The 18,939-nt window shown below is 41.3% G+C and carries 17 protein-coding genes; 6 read left to right on the top strand and 11 right to left on the bottom strand.

What is annotated here, in order from left to right; genetic code table 11:
* Both M595_RS24535 and M595_RS24530 read left to right on the top strand, forming a co-directional pair.
* Positions 1-228 (top strand): carbohydrate porin (locus M595_RS24535; RefSeq protein ID WP_023069247.1); only part of this gene is annotated, 228 nt, incomplete at its 5' end.
* A gap of 425 nt (positions 229-653) precedes the next feature.
* Entirely contained in the window at positions 654-2,351 is a 1,698-nt protein-coding gene (locus M595_RS24530; protein ID WP_023069238.1) for an iron uptake porin, read from the top strand.
* A gap of 312 nt (positions 2,352-2,663) precedes the next feature.
* Here the strand turns inward: M595_RS24530 and M595_RS31615 are convergent, their stop codons facing one another.
* The 6 genes from M595_RS31615 to M595_RS24505 form a co-directional block, all read right to left on the bottom strand.
* The gene (locus tag M595_RS31615) at positions 2,664-2,930 is read right to left on the bottom strand and encodes a hypothetical protein (protein ID WP_071809983.1); all 267 of its coding nucleotides are present in this window, start codon (positions 2,928-2,930) and stop codon (positions 2,664-2,666) included.
* Positions 2,931-2,997: 67 nt separating this feature from the next.
* Positions 2,998-3,471, bottom strand: a complete 474-nt coding sequence (locus tag M595_RS24525; protein WP_023069235.1) for a hypothetical protein — start codon at positions 3,469-3,471, stop codon at positions 2,998-3,000.
* A gap of 283 nt (positions 3,472-3,754) precedes the next feature.
* Positions 3,755-4,135, bottom strand: coding sequence for a response regulator (locus M595_RS24520; RefSeq protein WP_023069245.1), 381 nt, complete (start codon positions 4,133-4,135; stop codon positions 3,755-3,757).
* Positions 4,125-6,101: a PAS domain S-box protein gene (locus tag M595_RS24515; protein WP_023069232.1), complete on the bottom strand. Its 1,977-nt coding sequence runs from the start codon at positions 6,099-6,101 to the stop codon at positions 4,125-4,127. The genes M595_RS24520 and M595_RS24515 overlap by 11 nt, the downstream gene beginning before the upstream one ends.
* Before the next feature lie 64 nt (positions 6,102-6,165).
* Entirely contained in the window at positions 6,166-7,743 is a 1,578-nt protein-coding gene (locus M595_RS24510; protein WP_040484621.1) for a PAS domain-containing protein, read from the bottom strand.
* A gap of 65 nt (positions 7,744-7,808) precedes the next feature.
* Entirely contained in the window at positions 7,809-9,683 is a 1,875-nt protein-coding gene (locus tag M595_RS24505) for a response regulator (protein WP_040484620.1), read from the bottom strand.
* Between the two features lie 767 nt (positions 9,684-10,450).
* On the opposite strand from M595_RS24505, the gene wecB reads away from it, so the two are divergent.
* Positions 10,451-11,572: a non-hydrolyzing UDP-N-acetylglucosamine 2-epimerase gene (wecB, locus tag M595_RS24500; RefSeq protein WP_023069244.1), complete on the top strand. Its 1,122-nt coding sequence runs from the start codon at positions 10,451-10,453 to the stop codon at positions 11,570-11,572.
* Positions 11,573-11,622: 50 nt separating this feature from the next.
* On the opposite strand, the gene M595_RS24495 is transcribed toward wecB, so the two are convergent.
* Entirely contained in the window at positions 11,623-11,898 is a 276-nt protein-coding gene (locus M595_RS24495) for a MoaD/ThiS family protein (RefSeq protein ID WP_023069246.1), read from the bottom strand.
* Between the two features lie 97 nt (positions 11,899-11,995).
* Positions 11,996-13,303 carry a threonine synthase gene (gene thrC, locus M595_RS24490; protein ID WP_023069237.1) on the bottom strand — a complete coding sequence of 436 codons (1,308 nt, stop codon included), beginning with the start codon at positions 13,301-13,303 and terminating at the stop codon, positions 11,996-11,998.
* 406 nt (positions 13,304-13,709) lie between these two features.
* Between thrC and M595_RS24485 the strand changes: the two genes are divergently transcribed.
* Entirely contained in the window at positions 13,710-14,177 is a 468-nt protein-coding gene (locus M595_RS24485; RefSeq protein WP_023069231.1) for a tetratricopeptide repeat protein, read from the top strand.
* Positions 14,178-14,359: 182 nt separating this feature from the next.
* Here the strand turns inward: M595_RS24485 and M595_RS24480 are convergent, their stop codons facing one another.
* Positions 14,360-15,091: a GUN4 domain-containing protein gene (locus M595_RS24480; RefSeq protein ID WP_023069230.1), complete on the bottom strand. Its 732-nt coding sequence runs from the start codon at positions 15,089-15,091 to the stop codon at positions 14,360-14,362.
* Positions 15,092-15,172: 81 nt separating this feature from the next.
* On the bottom strand, positions 15,173-15,685 hold the full coding sequence (locus tag M595_RS24475) for an adenylyltransferase/cytidyltransferase family protein (protein ID WP_023069241.1): 513 nt from the start codon (positions 15,683-15,685) through the stop codon (positions 15,173-15,175).
* Positions 15,686-16,040: 355 nt separating this feature from the next.
* Here M595_RS24475 and hpsJ-B point away from each other — a divergent pair, with 355 nt between their 5' ends.
* Positions 16,041-16,874, top strand: coding sequence for a hormogonium polysaccharide biosynthesis protein HpsJ (gene hpsJ-B / locus M595_RS24470; protein ID WP_023069243.1), 834 nt, complete (start codon positions 16,041-16,043; stop codon positions 16,872-16,874).
* 141 nt (positions 16,875-17,015) lie between these two features.
* Complete coding sequence (locus M595_RS24465; protein WP_023069248.1) at positions 17,016-17,912, top strand: glycosyltransferase family 2 protein; 897 nt, start codon at positions 17,016-17,018, stop codon at positions 17,910-17,912.
* A 100-nt stretch (positions 17,913-18,012) separates the two neighbouring features.
* Here the strand turns inward: M595_RS24465 and M595_RS24460 are convergent, their stop codons facing one another.
* On the bottom strand, positions 18,013-18,693 hold the full coding sequence (locus M595_RS24460) for a CADD family putative folate metabolism protein (protein ID WP_023069236.1): 681 nt from the start codon (positions 18,691-18,693) through the stop codon (positions 18,013-18,015).
* Positions 18,694-18,939: the final 246 nt, after the last annotated feature.

Below are 18,939 nucleotides of genomic sequence, written 5' to 3'. Positions count from 1 at the left end.
GGGGACTTGGGCGGTATTATCGTGGGGATGCAACCGAAGGTCGTTTATCACACTCTCGATCGGTTAGAGGAGGAGAAAACGGGAATTCATATTGAAGCCCTGTATCGCTTCCAACTTAACGAATACATTTCTTTGATTCCGGCTGTTTTCATTATTACTGACCCTGAACATACCGATGAAAATGATACGATTGTTGTCACTACCTTTAGAACGACATTCCGTTTCTAAAACTAGCGGTTGATTAATTTTAAGTCCCCCATAAACCCGACTTCTCGAAGAAACCGGGTTTTTTTGTTTTTATTTATAGTCATAACAATAGTCCGTCAACCCCTACAAAAAAAGAGAATGACGGTGATCAAAGAAAGGCTTTTTAATTCAAAATGAGGGTAAATCTATATATCTAAAGACGATTTACAAAACAAAAAGTTCCCTCATAAATATCCTGTTTAATTCAAAAAAAGTTGAAGAATAGCTAGAGAAGATCTAACAGAACCATAGATTGAGAGCCAAAACGATAAGTTGACAAGGATTTAGGGGTGACTTAACCTTCTTAAACCCGAAGTTAATTCGTTTTCATCTCTTGATCTCTGATCACTTCTCCTCACTGCAAAAAAATCATCAAACTCAATTTGTTTCGTGTGAGGAAATTAGACGTGTCTAGAACAATTTTACATTTAGGGTTACTTAGCCCCTTTCTTTTGGGTATAACTGCAATGATGGGATCGGGGGCGATCGCAGAAACCTCTGCAACTCCGGCTGAAAACTCCGAATTTGCAGAGTCTCAAACCGATCAACCCGCTCAAGAATTTGCTCAAGTTTCCGACTCAAATCGCCTTAACCAACTCAACCAATATACCTCCGAAAGTCAAACTCAATCTCAGGTTACTTCTGTTAACCAACTCTCTGATGTACAGCCCACAGACTGGGCATTTCAAGCCTTACAATCTCTAGTCGAACGCTATGGTTGTATTGCGGGTTATCCTGATGGTACATTCAAAGGAAATCGGGCTTTAACTCGTTATGAATTCGCTGCCGGACTGAATGCTTGTTTAGATCAAGTCACTGAACTCTTAGGGGCTGCAACTTCTAATTTAGTCACTCGTGAAGACTTGGCACTCTTGCAACGTTTACAAGAAGAATTTGCCGCAGAATTAGCCAGTATTCGGGGACGAGTTTTAGCTTTAGAAAGCCGGACTGCTGAACTCGAAGCCAATCAATTTTCGACAACGACTAAACTCACCGGAGAGGTGATCTTTCAGGTTGGGGATACCTTTGGCGATCGCTCATTATATAATGTTGCGGGTGGCCCCAATACCGACGATAGCGATGACCCTACCCAAGCCTATTTCGGCTATCGGGCGCGTTTGAACTTTGACACCAGTTTTACCGGGGAAGACTTGCTGAGAACCCGTCTAGAAGTTAAGGATATTCCCAATTTAAGTGATGTGGGCTTGAATAATAGCCTGATGACCCGCACGGGTACCGATGGCACCACCGATGGCTTTGAATTGGATGATTTGTATTATCGTTTTCCTCTAGCCAATGGTCGCGCCCAAGCCTATGTCGGGGTGAAAAGTCTGGACTTAGACGATATTCAAGATACCGTTACGCCCTTTCAAAGTACCGGGGCGGGGGCTGTGTCTCGGTTTGGACGCTATAACCCGACTTCCTTTAGAGGGCCGGAAGGAACAGGGGCGGCGGTAAAATATGCCTTTAATGATCAGGTTCAGGTGAATGTTGGCTATTTGGCCAGTGATGAAGATGCGGCCGATGCGAGTGAAGGTCGAGGGTTGTTTAATGGCAGTCATACGGCGTCTGCACAGGTGTTATTTGAACCCACCGATCGCATTGGAATTGGTTTAGAATATAACCGTCGTTATTTCCGCGATGGGGATGTGAATGTTAGCGGGGGAACGGGGAGTTTTATTGCCAACCGTCCGTTTGGAGAAAGTGCCACGACCAGTGATAATTTAGGGGTACAAGTTAACTGGAAACTGTTAAAAAACTTTGAACTAGGCGGCTGGTTTGGTTCGAGTTGGGCGCATCAACAAACAGGGGGCGAAGATGAAGCGACTATTCTGAATTGGGCGGTAACATTGGCGTTTCCAGATGCCATTCGAGAGGGAGATTTAGGGGGAGTTATTGTCGGAATGCCGCCTAAAGTTGTTGATCACGATATTAACAATTTGGAAGATCGGGATACTTCTGTTCATCTTGAGGCGTTTTATCGCTTTCAATTGAATGATAATGTGGGGATTATTCCGGGATTTTATATGGTTACTGATCCGGATCACAATAGTGACAATGATACCACTTGGGTCGGTACATTGAGAACTCAATTTCGCTTTTAAGGACTTTTGACTTTTGTAGAGGCGTTGTATTATATTCGGTGATAGTCAACGTCTCTCAGTCGTCGAAAAAAATTCAATTTATTGGGTAGAGAAAGGGAATGCAGAACAGGAAAACAACTGTTTCTTCCCTTTTGTCTTTTGCCTGATAACTGCTTTACATTTCTGCTTAATGCTATAACTCACTTCTTTCTATACAAAAATGCTTAAATCTACAACGATGGTTAAAGTGTATAAAGAGATTTAAGCAGATTTAATCAATTCAGTAGGTCAAAGCAGAAACTCTTACATAAGCTTCTAAAAAAGTCGCAGTCATCAAGAGCCAACTGGGATAATTTTTGAGTCTTGAATTAACCAGGATTGTGTAGAGTTTTGTTCGTGTAAACGATTTTTTTTAGAAGTCGAAGATAAAGGATTTTGAGACTGAACAGAATGTTTTTCAACCGGATTTACAAATGCTTGAGTCTTAATCCAATTTCCAAAATTTGGCATTTCTTGCTTACAATGGGGACAATACCAATAAATTTGAGAATGACGGATATGACGAAGTAGAGTAGATGAGCAGCAAGGACAATTATTCATAATTCAACTTCGTTAAAATTGGGATAAATGTGGTAATCAATTAAACAATTAAAGGAATCATTAACGTTTAGCTTTTACTCAAACAGTCAGCCTGCAAAAATTCGGTAAATAAAAGACGTTCCTTAAAAGAAGTTTCAGCCTGTAAAAGTTTTTTAGCTGGATCACTGAGTCGGAGTTGACCATTTCTTGTTAACCTAAAATCTTCCCCGAGAATTAATGGACTATTCTTCAGTTTGGATAAAGCCAATTGTTGAGCCAACCGTGTTAAATCCAGTTCGGGCATGAGATAATCAGGATGCTGTATAATCCAGCGATAAGTTTGAGGATCGGTTTGGGCAAGATGATGAACGGCTTCTGCTAAAACGTTTTCAATCTCTGTTAAACTCGGTAAACTGAGCAAAAAGTTTTTCAGAATCTCTAGCTTGGCTTGATTTTGAACCTGAAGAACATCAACAGCAATTTCAATGTAGGACTGATACTCTTGGGGCTGAGATTGGCAGAAAACGGGTCGATAATCGGTTAGAAAAGAGAATGGTTTCAATGCTATCTTCTGTTTTAATCAAAATAAGGTTGTTTAAAGGGACTCAGAGTGAATAGATAATTTCCAAGAGCGAGTAGTTATCTAAATATATCAACTGTTCTCAATGAAAATCGTCTCAGCTCTTGGGTGTTTGACTATAGTTCTTATGGTAACTGATCAATGTGAGGATTTTGTGAGGGGGAAATCCGTACAATTTTAATTTTTTTTTTACAATATTTACCTTGAAGTTTACTTTATTTTTTGATAGACCACAAGACATAAGATTAGTTGGAGAACCTAATACCTAAATACCCCACCCTAAAAATCCTCGAATTTGATCAACTAAGTTCTGTGCCTCAAAGGGTTTAATAATGATACCGCTGACCCCTAAGTTGGCATATTCCTGTTGTTCACTACTTTTTGCTTTCGCCGTTAAGAAAATAGTTGGAATGTTTTGAGTTGGGGAATGAGTTTGTAATTGTTTAAAAGTGGCTGGCCCGTCTAAATTGGGCATCATCACATCGAGTAAAATCGCATCTGGTTGTTGGGCGATCGCCATTTCTAAGCCTTCTTGTCCACCCGAAGCCGTCATCACATCCCATCCGGCGACAGCTTCTAAAGTAATTTGAATAATATCGCGTACACCATCTTCATCATCAATCACCAAAATCCGTTTATTGTTCATGGTAATTTTCCTCAGATATCTTCACCGGAATACTAAAATAAAAACAACTTTCTTGATCAAGAACGCTTTCGACCCAAATTATACCGCCATGTTGTTCAACAATACTTCGACAAATCGCTAAACCTAAACCTGTTCCTCCTTTTTGGCGAGAGTCTGACGCATCCACTTGCTGAAACCGCTCAAAAATACTCTCCATTTTCTCGGGGGGAATTCCTCGACCTTGATCGCGAATACAAAATAATACACTCGCCATCGGAGTCTCACCGTCAAATGTCCGCCATTCCGCTTCGACACTTAACTTAATTGTTGATCCACTGTCTGAGAATTTAATCGCATTACTCATCAAATTCGTCAACACTTGAATCATCCGATCGCCATCGGCTTCAAATTCGAGATCTTGGGGTAATATCTCAAGCTTAATCCCCGTGCGATTTGCCATCACCTGCATCTGATCTTGCGCTACTCGCAATAACTGAGCCGCATTAACACAATGTTTAACCAGTTTAATTCGGCCACATTCTAAGCGTTCTAACTCTAGAATATCATTGACTAATCTAACTAAACGTTCGGTACTTTCTGCGGCAATATTAATCACGTGTTGTCCTCGGGAAGATTCCGGTGCAACCAAACCTGTTGATAATAAATTGAGAGCGCCATGAATTGCCGTCAGGGGAGTTCGTAATTCGTGACTAACAACCGAGATAAACTCATTTTTTATCCGTTCAATGGCATAACGTTCGGTAATATCTTCTCCGATGCTCATGGTACCTAAAGCATCTCCTTGTAAACTTTGTAGGCGAGTATTATTCCAAGCAATAATTTTTTCTTCTCCTGATTTCGTTAGAATCGTATTTTGATAATAGGAATGAAGTTGCTGTTTGAGGAATTCTTGGAAATATTGATAGACTGGGGATCGTTGAGAAGCCTGTAAAAAAGTTGTAAACCAATCTTGTCCTAACAGTTCTGTTTGAGTATATCCCGTTAATTCTAAGAAAAAGGGATTCACATAGTCAATGATTCCTTGATCATTTAAACCGACAACAGCTAAATGAACATTTTCTAGCAAAGAACGCCAACGTCTTTCTGATTCTTGTAATGTTGCTTCGGCTTGTTTGCGATCATTAATATCAGTAATTGAACCCACAAACCCTTTAATTTCACCTTTGATATCCGTTTCAGCGACTGCTTGACCAAACACCCACGTAATCATTCCATCAGTTCGTTGAAAGCGATATTCTAACTGAAAAGAACAGCGATCATACAGTGCTTGTTTCCAGCTTTGAATGACTCGATCTCGATCATCTTGATGTAGAGTTTGTATCCATCCTTGACCTAAAGATTGTTCTAGGGAGAGTCCAGCAATTTGACACCAGCGTTCATTGACATACAAACAGTTTCCCGCAGCATCACTACGGAAAATACCCACAGGCGAAACTTCGGCTAAAGTGGCATAACGTTGTTCACTTTCTCGCAAGGCAGTTTCAGCTTGTTGACGTTCTTTGAGGACGGCGACTCGTTCACTAATATCTCGTAAAATTGCGGTATAGGTAATCGTATTTCCTAATCGTAGTCGAGAAATAGAAGCTTCGGCTGGAAATTCCTGACCATTCTGACGACGACCCGAAATTTCTCGATTTTCTCCCATATTACGGGCAGTTTGAGATTGTTTTCCAAAGGTTTTAATCTGTTCAGAATGAGTCGCTGAAAAGCGTCGGGGGAGTAATAGATTTAAAGCTTGACCTAAAACTTCTTCAGATTGATAACCAAAGATTTTTTCTGCCCCTTTATTAAAGAGAATAATTTGATGATTTTCGTTGACTGAAATAATTGCATCATTGGCATTATCTAAGATTCCGGCTAAACGGGCTTCTGAGGCTAATAATTCTTCGGCTAAAATGGCTCGGGCTTCTATTTCTCGCTGAAGTTTGGCATTGGTGTTTTCGAGTTGACTGGTGCGTTGATCCACTAAATGTTCTAAGTGGTCGCGGTATTGTTGTAACTCTAGTTCGGCTTGTTTGCGATCGCTAATATCAGTGATAAACTCCGATTACGGCAACTGTTTCCCCTTGGTGATCAAAGATGGGAACAACAATAGTATCACAAATTCCTTGAGTTTTGTTTTCTCGAATAAAGCTCATTTCACTCAACCAATAGCCTTGTTCTTTGATCTGTTCGAGCATGGCTTGAGTGGGAATTGGGGTTTGTTCAGGATAATGAACTAAGGCTGATGTTTGACCCACAACTTCACTGCGACTATAGCCAAACATTCTTTCTGCTCCGGGGTTCCAGTCAATAATTCGACCTGTGAGATCGGTCATAATTACCCCATCATAAATTTGTTCAAAAATCAGAGCGTGTCGTTGTAAGGTTTGTTCGGCTTGTTTGTACTCGCTAATATCAGTCGCAATAAAAACAACACTATTAAAAATGCTATTCATCCAAATTGGAGCGAGTTGAGCAGTATAGGCGCGAATTTCTCCCGTGGAGTTGGGAATAACATATTCTAGACTTTGTACCTGTCCTGTCGTGAACACTTGTTCAATAATTTGAGTAATATTAGGCTGCTTTTCAGGAGGAAACCAATCAATCAATAAACTTCCTAAAACTTGTTCTTGGTTAACATTTTCAGGAGTACGATTCGCAAATAAAATCCGACCTTTCCGGTCTAATTCATAGATATAAATCGGAGTATTAGAGGTGATTGAATGTAAGCGTTGAGCGAGAGTACGATAGCGAGTTTCACTTTCTTCGAGAGCAAACTGAGCCTGTTTACGGGCGTTAATATCGATCCAATACCCGACAATTTCTAGAGGTTTTCCTTGTGGATCAGTGACTAATCGTAGTTCGTCTTGTATCCAGTGATAAGTTCCATCTCCATGTAGAAAACGGTATTCATAGCTATACTTTCCTTGTTCAAAAACACGAGGAAATTCAGCAAAGATTCGGCAAGCATCTTCAGGATGAATGTGTGTTGCCCAAAACCCTGTATCTGCAAATTTTTGACTCTCATAGCCTAAAACGGACTGCACATTATCGCTGATAAAAGTTATACATTCATGTCCTGAAGTTGGACTCGAATAAATAACGACAGGACTAGAAGTAATTAGGTGTTGCAGTCGGGCTTGAGCCATTTGTAACTGATCTTTGGTGAGTTGACGTTCATTGAGATCTTGTAAGACTTTTTGATTGGCTTGAGCGAGGGTTTGAATAGAAATAACTAATTGTTGTTCGAGTTTGGTTTTCGTGGTTTTTAATTTGTTAATTTGGGCGAGATCTTGATCTGTTTTCCGCCCAATCAAAATACCCACTGTTCCCAGAATGACTAGCGTAAAACCCACTTCCCATAAACTCACCGTAGGAGCAGTTAGAGTCAAATAAACAAAATAGATAATAATCGGTACAATACTGAGTAATACCGTTCTGAGTCCTCCCCAACTGGCAATTAAAGCAATTACCCCAATCATTCCCAACTCAATATTGGGTAAAAGTTCGACTGTTGGATCAAAAACGGCAAACAGGCTCAAAATCAGTGTTATTATTCCTCCTATCCACAGAGAAGGTTGTAAGTTTAAGCAATAGGTTAGCCAAATTAAAAGAGAATAAAACATCACAAATTATTTACACCTAAGCTGGAATAGACACTCTATCCCAATTCTGATCAATTGATAATTTTTTAATCGCTCGTTATTTTGCGTCGCAGTTGACTCCGTTCTAAACAATTGAGAACTCGAGCAATAAGTTCCGGTTCAACGAGGGGTTTTTGAATATAATCATCCGCCCCGGCATTCCAAACTTGTTCAACAATTTGACGATTACGTTCCTCTGAGAGAATAATAATCGATAAATCTTGCCAACGGGGATCATGGCGAACAACTTGACAAAGTTCAACCCCACTGAGATCAGGCATGGCAAAATCTAAAATTAACAATTCCGGTGTAGATTGTTCTAAAATTTGCCAAAATTGTTGCGGATTATCGAGTAAAATTAAGTGAAATCCCCAAGGTTCTAACACACTTCTGATCCGATCTAAAATCTCCGGTTCATTGTCAACAATCAGAATCTTTGCACGGGTGGGAGAACTCGGAGATAATACTCGTGTGAGGGCATCCAAAACTTGAGAGGGAGAGATCGGTTTTTGTAGAAACCCTCGTCCACCCAAACGCGCCACTTTAACGCGATCTGCAAAGCTTTCTTTTGCTGTAAATACAACCACAGGTAACGATGTAGAATGAGAGTTGAGTTCTTCAAGTAGTTCAAATCCGGCTTCTGTAGAGTCTGGAAAACTCAAGTCTAATAAAACAATATCCAGTGAATTTTCTGCAATCAAAGTTCGCGCCTGTTGGGGAGAAATCGCAATTTTGGTATGAATTTTGCGGGTGTTTGCAACCGTTGCAATTCCTTCGGCTAATGCGAGATCGTCATCTACAATTAATAATCGAGTCGTTAAACTCTCCGAAAGTTCCTCAACGTCAACCGTCGGCTGCAATGGAATAGAAGGTATAACCGCCGAATCCGGCACACTCAATTCACTATTAATATCTAGCAACAAAGCAGACAATTGTACAATTCTTTCTGAGGAGAGTTGAGTATCTCCGTTTAACATTTGTTCGATTTCACGACAGTATTGAGACGCCTTACTAAACCCAAAACTGCCTAGAGAACCGGCCAGAGTGTGAGCTTGTTCGAGGGCTTGTTGTTGTAAACTGCTATCGAGAAGACCTGTTTTTAACGCTTTAGTAGCTTGTTCGAGGATCGCAATTCGGGTGAGATAACTTTCTCGGTGTTTTTTCCAAATTGTGCTTAAATTAAAAGTCGTCGGTGAATTAGCAATTGCCGGAGTTGATTGAGGAGGAGACAGTGTATCATTGGGTGGAGCAGCCGATTTGAGTCGATATCCCAACCCATAAACCGTTTCAATCAGATCCCGAACGGCGCCGCTTTGTTTAAGTTTTTGTCGCAAACCTTTAATTTGGGTTCGCACAGCCGACTCTGAGGGCGGATCATCAAAAGACCAAAGATGATCGAGTAATGCACTTTGGCTGAAAATTCGATGGGGATGACGCAAAAATAATTCTAAGAGTTCGTATTCCTTGGCGGTGAGTTTCAGGAGTTTGTCGCAGTAGGTGACTTGACAATTTTTCGGATCGAGTCGTAAACTTCCCCATTCCAAAACAGGGGATGAAGTGCTGCTACCCCGACGCAACAACGCGCGAATTCTAGCTAAAAGTTCGGAGACTTCAAAGGGTTTAACCAGATAATCGTCTGCTCCGGCGTCCAATCCTTCGACTTTTTGAGAGCTACTATTTTGAGCCGTCATCAATAAAACCGGAGTCAAATCACCTTGATTTCTCAACCGTTTACAGAAGTTAATCCCATCGAGTTTGGGGAGCAGTAAGTCCAGCAAAATTAAATCATAGGTTAATGCTTCTGCTAATTCCCAACCCATTAGACCATCCCATGCTAGATCAACGGCGTAACGTTGATGGGTGAGTGCATCTTCGAGTCCTTGCGCTAGCCCTTTGTCATCTTCCACCAACAGAATTCTCACGGCGACTGATTCTCCTCCCTTTGATCGTAATCGGCTTGTTTTTGTCGCTCTGGGATCAGTGCTGATTTGAAGAAAGTTTCTTGATCCCGAGAGTAATAGGCGAAGAGCAGGTTCTGTTTACTTGTTATTAAGGACGATTTGAATTTTTGGTTTTTTTATATTGTAGAGGACAAAAGGCATTTTGGAGCTGACTCAACAAAACAGCCCCCAAAGCCTGCGCCTTGGAAGCTGTCTTGTTTATACTAACCCGTCTCTATATCATATCTTGCTGACGGGATTGATCGGCTAGTCTTTTTATCAACTTTGACTAGCGGGATTTATGAGGATTTTTATCAGTGTTTATACAATAACGAAAGATTGTGAGGATTTTGTGAGGGCTGCGGTGGTAACGGATGGGGTTGGGTAACGGATGGGGTAATTGTGGGTTTTTGGGGTTGATGCTTTTTTTAACGGATGGGGTTGGGTAACGGATGGGGTAATTGTGGGTTTTTGGGGTTGATGCTTTTTTTAACGGATGGGTTTATTGTGGGTTTTTGGGGTTGATGGGTTGGGAATGGATGGGATAAATGGGGTGAATCAGAATATAATCGTTAAGCGTCTGAGTTGGGGGTTTAAGCTGAAGGCTATTTTAGCTCAAAATGTGGATCTTTCGTTTTTGAGTTCTGTTTGAATTATAAATGAACGTTCTAGGTGTAAAACTGTATCAACTCTAACACCTGTTTTGCTCCTCTGATTACTGAGTTTGCTCGCCTTTTTGATGAAGTGCAATGATTAATTCTCGTATTCGAGTGGCGGTTGTCCTCGGAACTCGCCCAGAAGCGATAAAACTGGCTCCCGTCATCCAACAGTTACAACTATCTTCTGACTTTGAGACTCATGTTATTTTAACGGGTCAGCATCGAGAAATGGTTAAACAGGTGATGCAACTGTTTGACTTGAATGCCGATTATAATTTAGAGATTATGCAGCGATCGCAAACGTTAACCGATATTACTTGGCGGAGTTTGCAGGGTCTAGAAGGTTTATTCAAACAGTTACGTCCTGATCTTGTTATCGTTCAGGGAGACACCACAACGGCGTTTGCTGCGGCTTTGGCTGCTTTTTATCAAAAAATCCCGGTCGGTCATGTGGAAGCGGGTTTACGCACCAATGATCTGTTTAACCCCTATCCGGAAGAAGCAAACCGACGTCTGATTTCTCAACTCACTCAGTTTCATTTTGCACCCACAACCCAAGCGGTAGAAAATTTGCAAAAGTCGGGGGTTTTAGGGGAAGTTCATCACACCGGAAATACGGTGATTGATGCGTTGTTATCGGTGGTGAAACGTCAACCGGAGTTGAATATTCCTAACTTGAATTTTAGTCAATATCGACTGATTTTAGCCACGGTTCATCGTCGGGAAAATTGGGGAATTCCTCTGACTCAAATTGCGGAAAGTTTTTTAAAGATTTTAGATGATTTTCCTGATACAGCTTTACTTTTACCTTTACATCGCAATCCCACTGTCCGAGAACCTTTACAAAAAATATTAGGCAATCATCCGAGAATATTTTTAACTGAACCGCTTAATTATGCTGAATTAGTTGCCGCAATTGATCGTTGTTATTTTGTATTAACAGATTCGGGAGGACTACAAGAAGAAGCCCCCAGTTTAGGAAAACCTGTCTTAGTTTTACGCAAAACCACAGAACGACCTGAAGCGATTACTGCGGGAACAGCAAAATTAGTGGGAATAGAAACAGCAGAAATTGTGGAAGCAGCAACCGAATTATTGAAGAATACCAATACCTATCAAAAAATGGCAACCGCCATTAATCCGTTTGGAGATGGTCATGCTGCCGAATACATCGTTCAAATTATTAGGAGTCATTTTGAGGAGAAAGATTAATCTTTAAACAACTCCTAAAAGGCTTTAAAAACTTTGAGTTGATGTTTGAGTTAACCTCCAGCAACCGCCGGAACAATACTCACCTCATCTCCATCTTTGAGTTGGGTTTTTGTTCCGTCTAAAAAGCGGATATCTTCGCTATTCACGTAAAAGTTGAGAAAGCGGCGAGGTTCACCTTGATCGTCACAAAGGCTATTTTTGATTCCCGGACAATGAGTTTCTAAGGAATCAATCAATTCAAGAATATTGCTGCCTTCGCATTGCAGAGTGGCTTGATTATTCGTGAATTTTTGCAAAGGAGTCGGGACTAATACTTTAACCGCCATATCGATTTTTGAGAGTAGAATTTGGATAAATTTACAGTGAGCAATCCGGTCAAGTTTAGGGACAGGTTTATTAACCTATCCCCTGATTATTTTGGGCTTAAACCAAAACTTCTTGCCATTCTAAACGGTCTAAGGTGCGGGCGCGTTCTAAAGCGTTTTCAAAGCTTTCTAATTTCGCATCAATGGTTAGCGGTTCACCCACATAACCCTGAACTGCTTCTTGAGTCTTTAAGCCGTTGCCTGTGATGTAAACAACAGTTGTTTCATCGGGATCAATTTTACCTGCTTCGACTAATTTTTTCAAGACGGCAATTGTGGTTCCGCCTGCGGTTTCTGTGAAAATGCCTTCAGTTTCCGCTAAAAGTTTCATGCCTTCAATCACTTCTGCATCGTTAACAGACTCAATGTGACCGTTTGTTTTCCGGGCAACTTCTAGGGCATAAACTCCATCTGCCGGATTTCCAATTGCAATCGATTTAGCAATGGTATTCGGTTTAACTGGAGTGATAAAATCTCGGTTTTCTGCAAATGCTTGGGCGACGGGAGAACATCCTTCTGCTTGGGCTCCACTAAAGCGAACGGCTTTATCTTCCACTAAGCCAACTTTGACAAATTCTTGGAAGCCTTTATAGATTTTAGTATACAAAGAACCGGAGGCAATCGGTGCGACAACATGATCAGGAAGTTTCCATCCTAACTGTTCGGCGACTTCATAACCGAGGGTTTTTGAACCTTCAGAATAATAAGGACGCAGGTTAATATTCACAAATCCCCAACCGTGAGTATTTGCAACTTCTGAACAGAGGCGGTTTACTTGGTCATAGTTGCCTTTAACAGCCATCAAAATCGGGTTATAAATCAAAGTCCCGAGGATTTTTCCGGCTTCTAAATCAGAGGGAATAAACACACAACAGTCGAGTCCTGCTTTGGCGGCGATCGCAGCAGTGGAGTTGGCTAAATTTCCGGTACTCGCACAGGATACAGTCGAAAAGCCTAATTCTCTAGCACGACTCAGGGCTACAGAAACCACTCTATCTTTGAAGCTAAGAGTGGGCATATTAACAGCATCGTTCTTAATATAGAGGTTTTTCAGACCCAGGCGACGGGCTAATCGTTCTGACTTGACTAGCGGTGTCATTCCGGTACCGACATCTATCACATCATCAGAAGCAACGGGGAGGAAGCTACGATAACGCCAGATCGATTTTGGGCCAGCCTCAATGGTCGCGCGACTGACTTTCTGACGCAGTAAATCGTAGTTGTATTGGACTTCTAGCGGGCCAAAGCAAACTTCACAAACGTGTTTGGCTTCGAGGGCATATTCGGCGCCGCACTCTTTACACTTGAGTTTCTCGAAAGTTGCTCCTGTGGTTTGAGTCTGAGTGTGTGTTGTTACTGCGGTCATAGGTCGAACCTCTACTTGAACGATGTATTTGAATTCCTGATTCTAAACACAATATCACAGTGAATTTACTCGGTCAACTATACCCGACTTTTTTAGTCGGGATTGGCTTTCACCCTTTATCTGCTCAGGTGTTGAGAGTTTTGTCAAGTCAGACGTTAAAATCTCCCCATCTCTTGTCATCAACTAATCGGTCAGTCCTGATCTTAAAATAGAGTTAAAACTAACCTGATACTTTTCGAGTATCAACAGATAATGAGACAAACAATTCCAACTCAAAATCTTAACAGATAGGACTAAATCTAGGTAAAACTCTCAACACTTTTAAAAATCTCCTGTTAAAATATCGAGTAGCTGATTTATTGCTGTTCTAAACAGTCAATTATTGAACACATTCTGAAAATAGACCATGAACGAATCAAAGATCAACGCATTACTTGAAAATTTAAAACAACCCGACGAAATCCTTCGCCGTCAAGCGACTCATCAACTGTGGAAAATTTGGTTTGAACAAAAAGGAACCACCGGACTCGAAAAAATTCGTCAAGCGGAAGTCTGGTTACAAGGCGGAAACTCTAGAGAAGCAGAAGGGGTACTGACTCAACTGATTGAAGATTTACCGGACTTTGCAGAAGCATGGAATAGACGGGCGGTTTTGTATTATATTACCGAAGAATACGACAAAGCATTAGCAGACTGTAAACAGGTGATTGAGTTGAACCCGATTCATTTTGGGGCTATACATGGAATGGGGTTATGTTATGCAGCGATGGGAGATTTATCGGCTGCCATTCGAGCATTTCGACAAGCCTTAGAGATTCAACCCTACTCTGTAGAAAATCAACGGTTAATTTTAGAATGTACGAGTCAATTGTAAGGTATTATTGTTTGAGTGGGTAGGCTCTAGAATCAGTTTTTTGAGAGTGGCTTACAAAAATATAAAGCGTTAAATCAAATTGATTAGAAAAGTTAAAGAAAAAAGGGGTAAATCCTGGCGGATATCCCCGAATACTCAATATTTCTAGTTCATTGTTCAAAAAAGCGATCGCATTGAACGAGTTAACTTGACGAATCTGACCAAGCCGGATGAGAAAACAACGCCTCAATCACCCTCACCCCTCGAAGCTGGTTCGATAGGGGTAAATGACCAACAGGTGCAGTTAAATCCCAGGTAAACTCTTGAGGATAACGAGTCCAATTGCCATTTTGACGCCAACCAATTTTCGGCCAAAGTTTTTCCCAATTTTTCCCAACCCCTAACCACAGCTTACGTTGGACAGAGTAGCCAAATTTCCCCTCTGAATACACTCGCCAAAGTAGGTCTATTGTGTGTAAATCTGTTGTAGAGAAGCGTTTGATTTCAGAAAAGTAAATCCATTTCCGTTCAACCGCCGCTTGACTCGACAACTCACACAGCTTTTGTAGAGTTAATTTGTCAGCTTCGAGAAAATCTTGTTGGGCGAGGAGTTGTTGAAGATGAGAGTAGTCAACTTGGGCTTCAGAAGCCGGAGAGACTAAACCTTGGGAAAAATGGGTTTTGAGAAAATCTTGCACCTCAGAGGAGTTAGCCGCAGAAAGCACCTGATAAACTTTACCCTCAACCGGAGTCGGAGAAGCAGACTGACGTTCTAACAAAAACTCCATCAGTAGGGGGAAACCGACGTCTCCCGCCTCAGCCAATGTTTGAATCAATTGTAGCTTCGTTGCCGTCGTTCCTGAGTTAAGCCCGGAGCGAACTTCATCAGGGTTCAGTGATGCGACAGTCGCTTTAAATGTGGTCGAATCAGTCATAGGAGGTGTTTTGGGGTGAACAACCTGCATGACACTGGTGTGCAGATCCTCAACTATTGTACAGGTGTATGTTCCTTAATCCTACGATCGCTGTAAAATCCGATCAATTATTGTACTGGTAGAGGCGGGAACTTCGATTTGGATCAAAGCCACTTGACCCCCGTAAGCCAAAATTGCCGGGGCTTCCGGTAGCGTTTCGAGGGTGTAGTCGCCGCCTTTGACATAAATTTCTGGCTTGAAGATTTCGATCAATTGAGTGGCTGTGGTTTCACTAAAAATCACCACTCCATCAACGGGTTTTAGGGCGGCTAACACTTCTGCTCGCTGCATTTGCGGTACAATCGGACGGGAAGGAAGACCGGGTTGTGCAGGTTTAATCGTTTGCACAGAGGAGTCGCTATTTAAGCCCACTACCAGCGATCGCCCCAAGGTTTTAGCCTGTTGTAAGTAGCGAATATGTCCCGCGTGGATCAGATCAAAGCAACCATTGGTTAAAACCAGTGGACGCCAAGCCCCAGGATCAGAAGCGATCGCCTTTTGTAACTGTTCTAGGGTGTAAAGATTTTTAATCTTTGATGAATCGAGATCGGCCATGAGTTTTTATCCACAGAAATGATAGTCTAAAGTCTGAATTTCATCAGGGGGCGTAGTCTGAGCGTTGAGCGTCTACTTAGGAGAGTATACTGATGGAAAGATCCCCATCTGATTGACTTGCTCAAGGGAGTTTAAATCGTTATGTTAGGCTAGCGTTAATAGACTGATAGCGTAGGCGCGATCGCGTTGAACTCCGACATTAAGCTAACACGATAAACTCCCCTATCGATCTCAAACAACTTCACAATCAGCATTCTCCTCCGGTGGGTTTGAGAAGCCGAAAACTATCTTGACTCGCCCTATGTTATCCAACTTAACTCGTTTACGCAGATGATCACTGAGTTTACTCAATCCTATGAAAGCAACTACTAGCCGTCAATTTCCCTCACTCGCCGCTTGGAGTGTTAAACTGATCGGGACAATTTTGATTGTTTCTTCTTTAGTTGACTACCTGATTTTATTAATTCCGCCCAATTTACTCAATCGTGCATGGCAACTCAATGTTACTAGCCAGTTGGTTGATCGGGGTATTGTCCCGATGGTGGGTATGGGTTTAGTTTTGATTGGTTTTTGGATGGATAGTGTCACTTCTGGAGGAAGTCAAAAACCGACTAAACCTTTAGCTGATTTGAGATTTTGGGTCGCCATTTTAGCAAGTTTACTCGGATTACTTTATCTGTTGCTTTTTCCCCTACATTTGAATAATACTCGCATCGCTCGATCTGAGGCATTATCACAGATTAATCAACAAGCAACTCAAGCTGAAACTCAACTAGAAACTCAACTGGGAAGCAATCAGTTTCAACAACAGGTTGAACAACGGAAAACTTTGCTGAGAAATCAGTTTAGTAGTGTGATTGACAATGAAGAACAGTTGAATCAATTGTTAGCCCGAGAAGATCTTCCTCAACAAGTTAAAGATATTTTGGAAGAATCTAAAACCAATCCTCAAGCTCTTGATCAGTTTTTAGAACAACAGGCTGATAATTTACCGACTCAGCTTTTAACTCAAATTCGCGAACGGAAGCAAGAACTTGAACAGCAAGCTAAAACTCGTTCTTTAAAGTCGAGTTTACAGACTGGAATTAGTAGTTTGTTGCTGGCTATCGGTTATATTGGTATTGGTTGGACTGGCTTAAAAACAGTCGGAATTTTGGGCGGTGGGCGTCGCAAACCTTCTGCGGGCTAGATGCCTATTTCGAGTTTTTTAACAGTAATCAGTAGTCAGAATATTTTCCCAATAACTGATTACTGGTTACTGAAAATAAGCGATATTTTTTATTGTGCATTTGTAGGCGAGTTTACGAGTTTTTCACTTCTTTAAAAACCGATGTTTTCAATTTATATTCTGACGTATAACGATGAGATTGATATTGCGGCTTGTATTGAGTCGGCAATGCTATCAGATGATATTATTGTTGTAGACTCTTTAAGTAGCGATCGCACAGTTGAAATCGCCCAAAGTTATCCGGTTCGAGTCATCCCTCATCGCTTTGAAAGTCACGGACGTCAACGGACTTGGATGCTACAAGAAGTTCCCACAAAGCATGAATGGGTTTATATTCTAGAATCCGATGAACGCATGACTCCTGAACTTTTTAACGAATGTTTAGAAGCCATGAAAAGTTCAGAATATATTGGGTATTATGTCGCGGAACGGGTGATGTTTTTGGGATCTTGGATTCGTCGCAGTACCCAATATCCTCGCTATCAAATGCGTTTATTTCATAAAGAGAAAGTCTGGTTTAGCGATTATGGTCACACCGAACGAGAAGAATGTCTAGGGCCAACCAGTTTTCTTAAAGAAACCTATCCCCATTACACTTGCAGTAAAGGACTATCTCGTTGGCTGGAAAAACACAACCGTTACTCAACTGATGAAGCAACAGAAACCGTTAAACAGTTAGAGTCAGGAAGCGTAAATTGGAAGGATTTATTCTTTGGAAAATCTGAGGTAGAACGACGACGGGCGTTAAAAGATTTTTCTCTACGTTTACCCTTTAGACCGTTAATTCGCTTTGTTTATATGTATATTATACTGGGTGGCTGGTTAGATGGTCGCTCGGGATTTGCTTGGTGTACATTACAAGCCTTTTATGAATATTTGATTGTCTTAAAAACGTGGGAAATTCGCAATATGCCTGTTCCTCAGTCAAGCCCGGCTAATACTGCTCCTGTGGAGGTTAAAGAAACCCCAATATCTTCTCCGGTGGCGACAGAAGATTAGGAGAGAAACTTTGACCACAAAGACACTAAGATTCTCCAATTTTTTCTAGAGTTTCTCTCAATGTCTTTGTGGATGTTCAAGTTAAGATTTCCAATCAGAATTAAGCCGCTTGACAGTATTGTTCGTAAATACCATCTAACAATAAGTTAAACGCAAAAACAGCATCTTGTGTGGCTGAAATTGCAGCTTGCTTTTGTTCTTCAGTTGAACAAAGTTTCACTAAAGCATCACGAGTCATTTGACTGTGAACTTCATCTGCTTTTTCATGAACCTTAAAAAAGGAAACAGCATCAGCAGAATCAATGCCATAATAGTTTTGTAATCCGGCAATTTTTGTAGTGGAAACTTCCGGAATTTGAGCTTCATAGGCATACAATGCAGCTAAACCTTTAACTACATTTTTACTGCGAGCTAACTCTTTTAAAATTCGGACAGATTCTGTTGTTTTATCCAGATTTTGACGTTCGAGAACCGCTTCTCTGTCCACACCCAATCCTTCTGCAAACCGTAACCAAAGTTCAGGATGATTTGCAGAACCCCGTTCTTCTTCGATTAAATTTTCCAGCAACATCTGACGAATTTCTAAGTCATCACAAGCCGCATGAGTCGCGCTAACGTAGGTGGGGAAGTGATGAACTTGCAGATAATATTCTGTCGCATACTCTTGTAGCATCTCTAAAGTCAGTTTCCCTTCATTCCACAGTTGATAAAAAGGATGCTTCAGGAGATGATGTCCGTCAATAATCTCGTCAATTTGAGCTAAAAACGCTTGCTCAGTCATGGATTTTTCTTGGACTAGCATAATTCACTCTGATGGGGTTAATTCTAGTGAATTGTATACCAAATTGAGTTCTTGTCAAGAGTACACATGACTCAGAGTAGAGACATTCTGACTCAGTTCTATCCAAAAATTAGTTACATGAAATACGCGGATCACCGATGCTACACATCTTTCTCCCCACCTCCCCACCTCCCCATCTCCCTATCTCCCCATCTCCCTACCTCCCCATCTCCCCATCTCCCCATC

Source organism: Lyngbya aestuarii BL J (genome assembly GCF_000478195.2).
GTDB lineage: Bacteria > Cyanobacteriota > Cyanobacteriia > Cyanobacteriales > Microcoleaceae > Capilliphycus > Capilliphycus aestuarii.
This window is presented reverse-complemented; position numbering and strand designations above follow the sequence as displayed.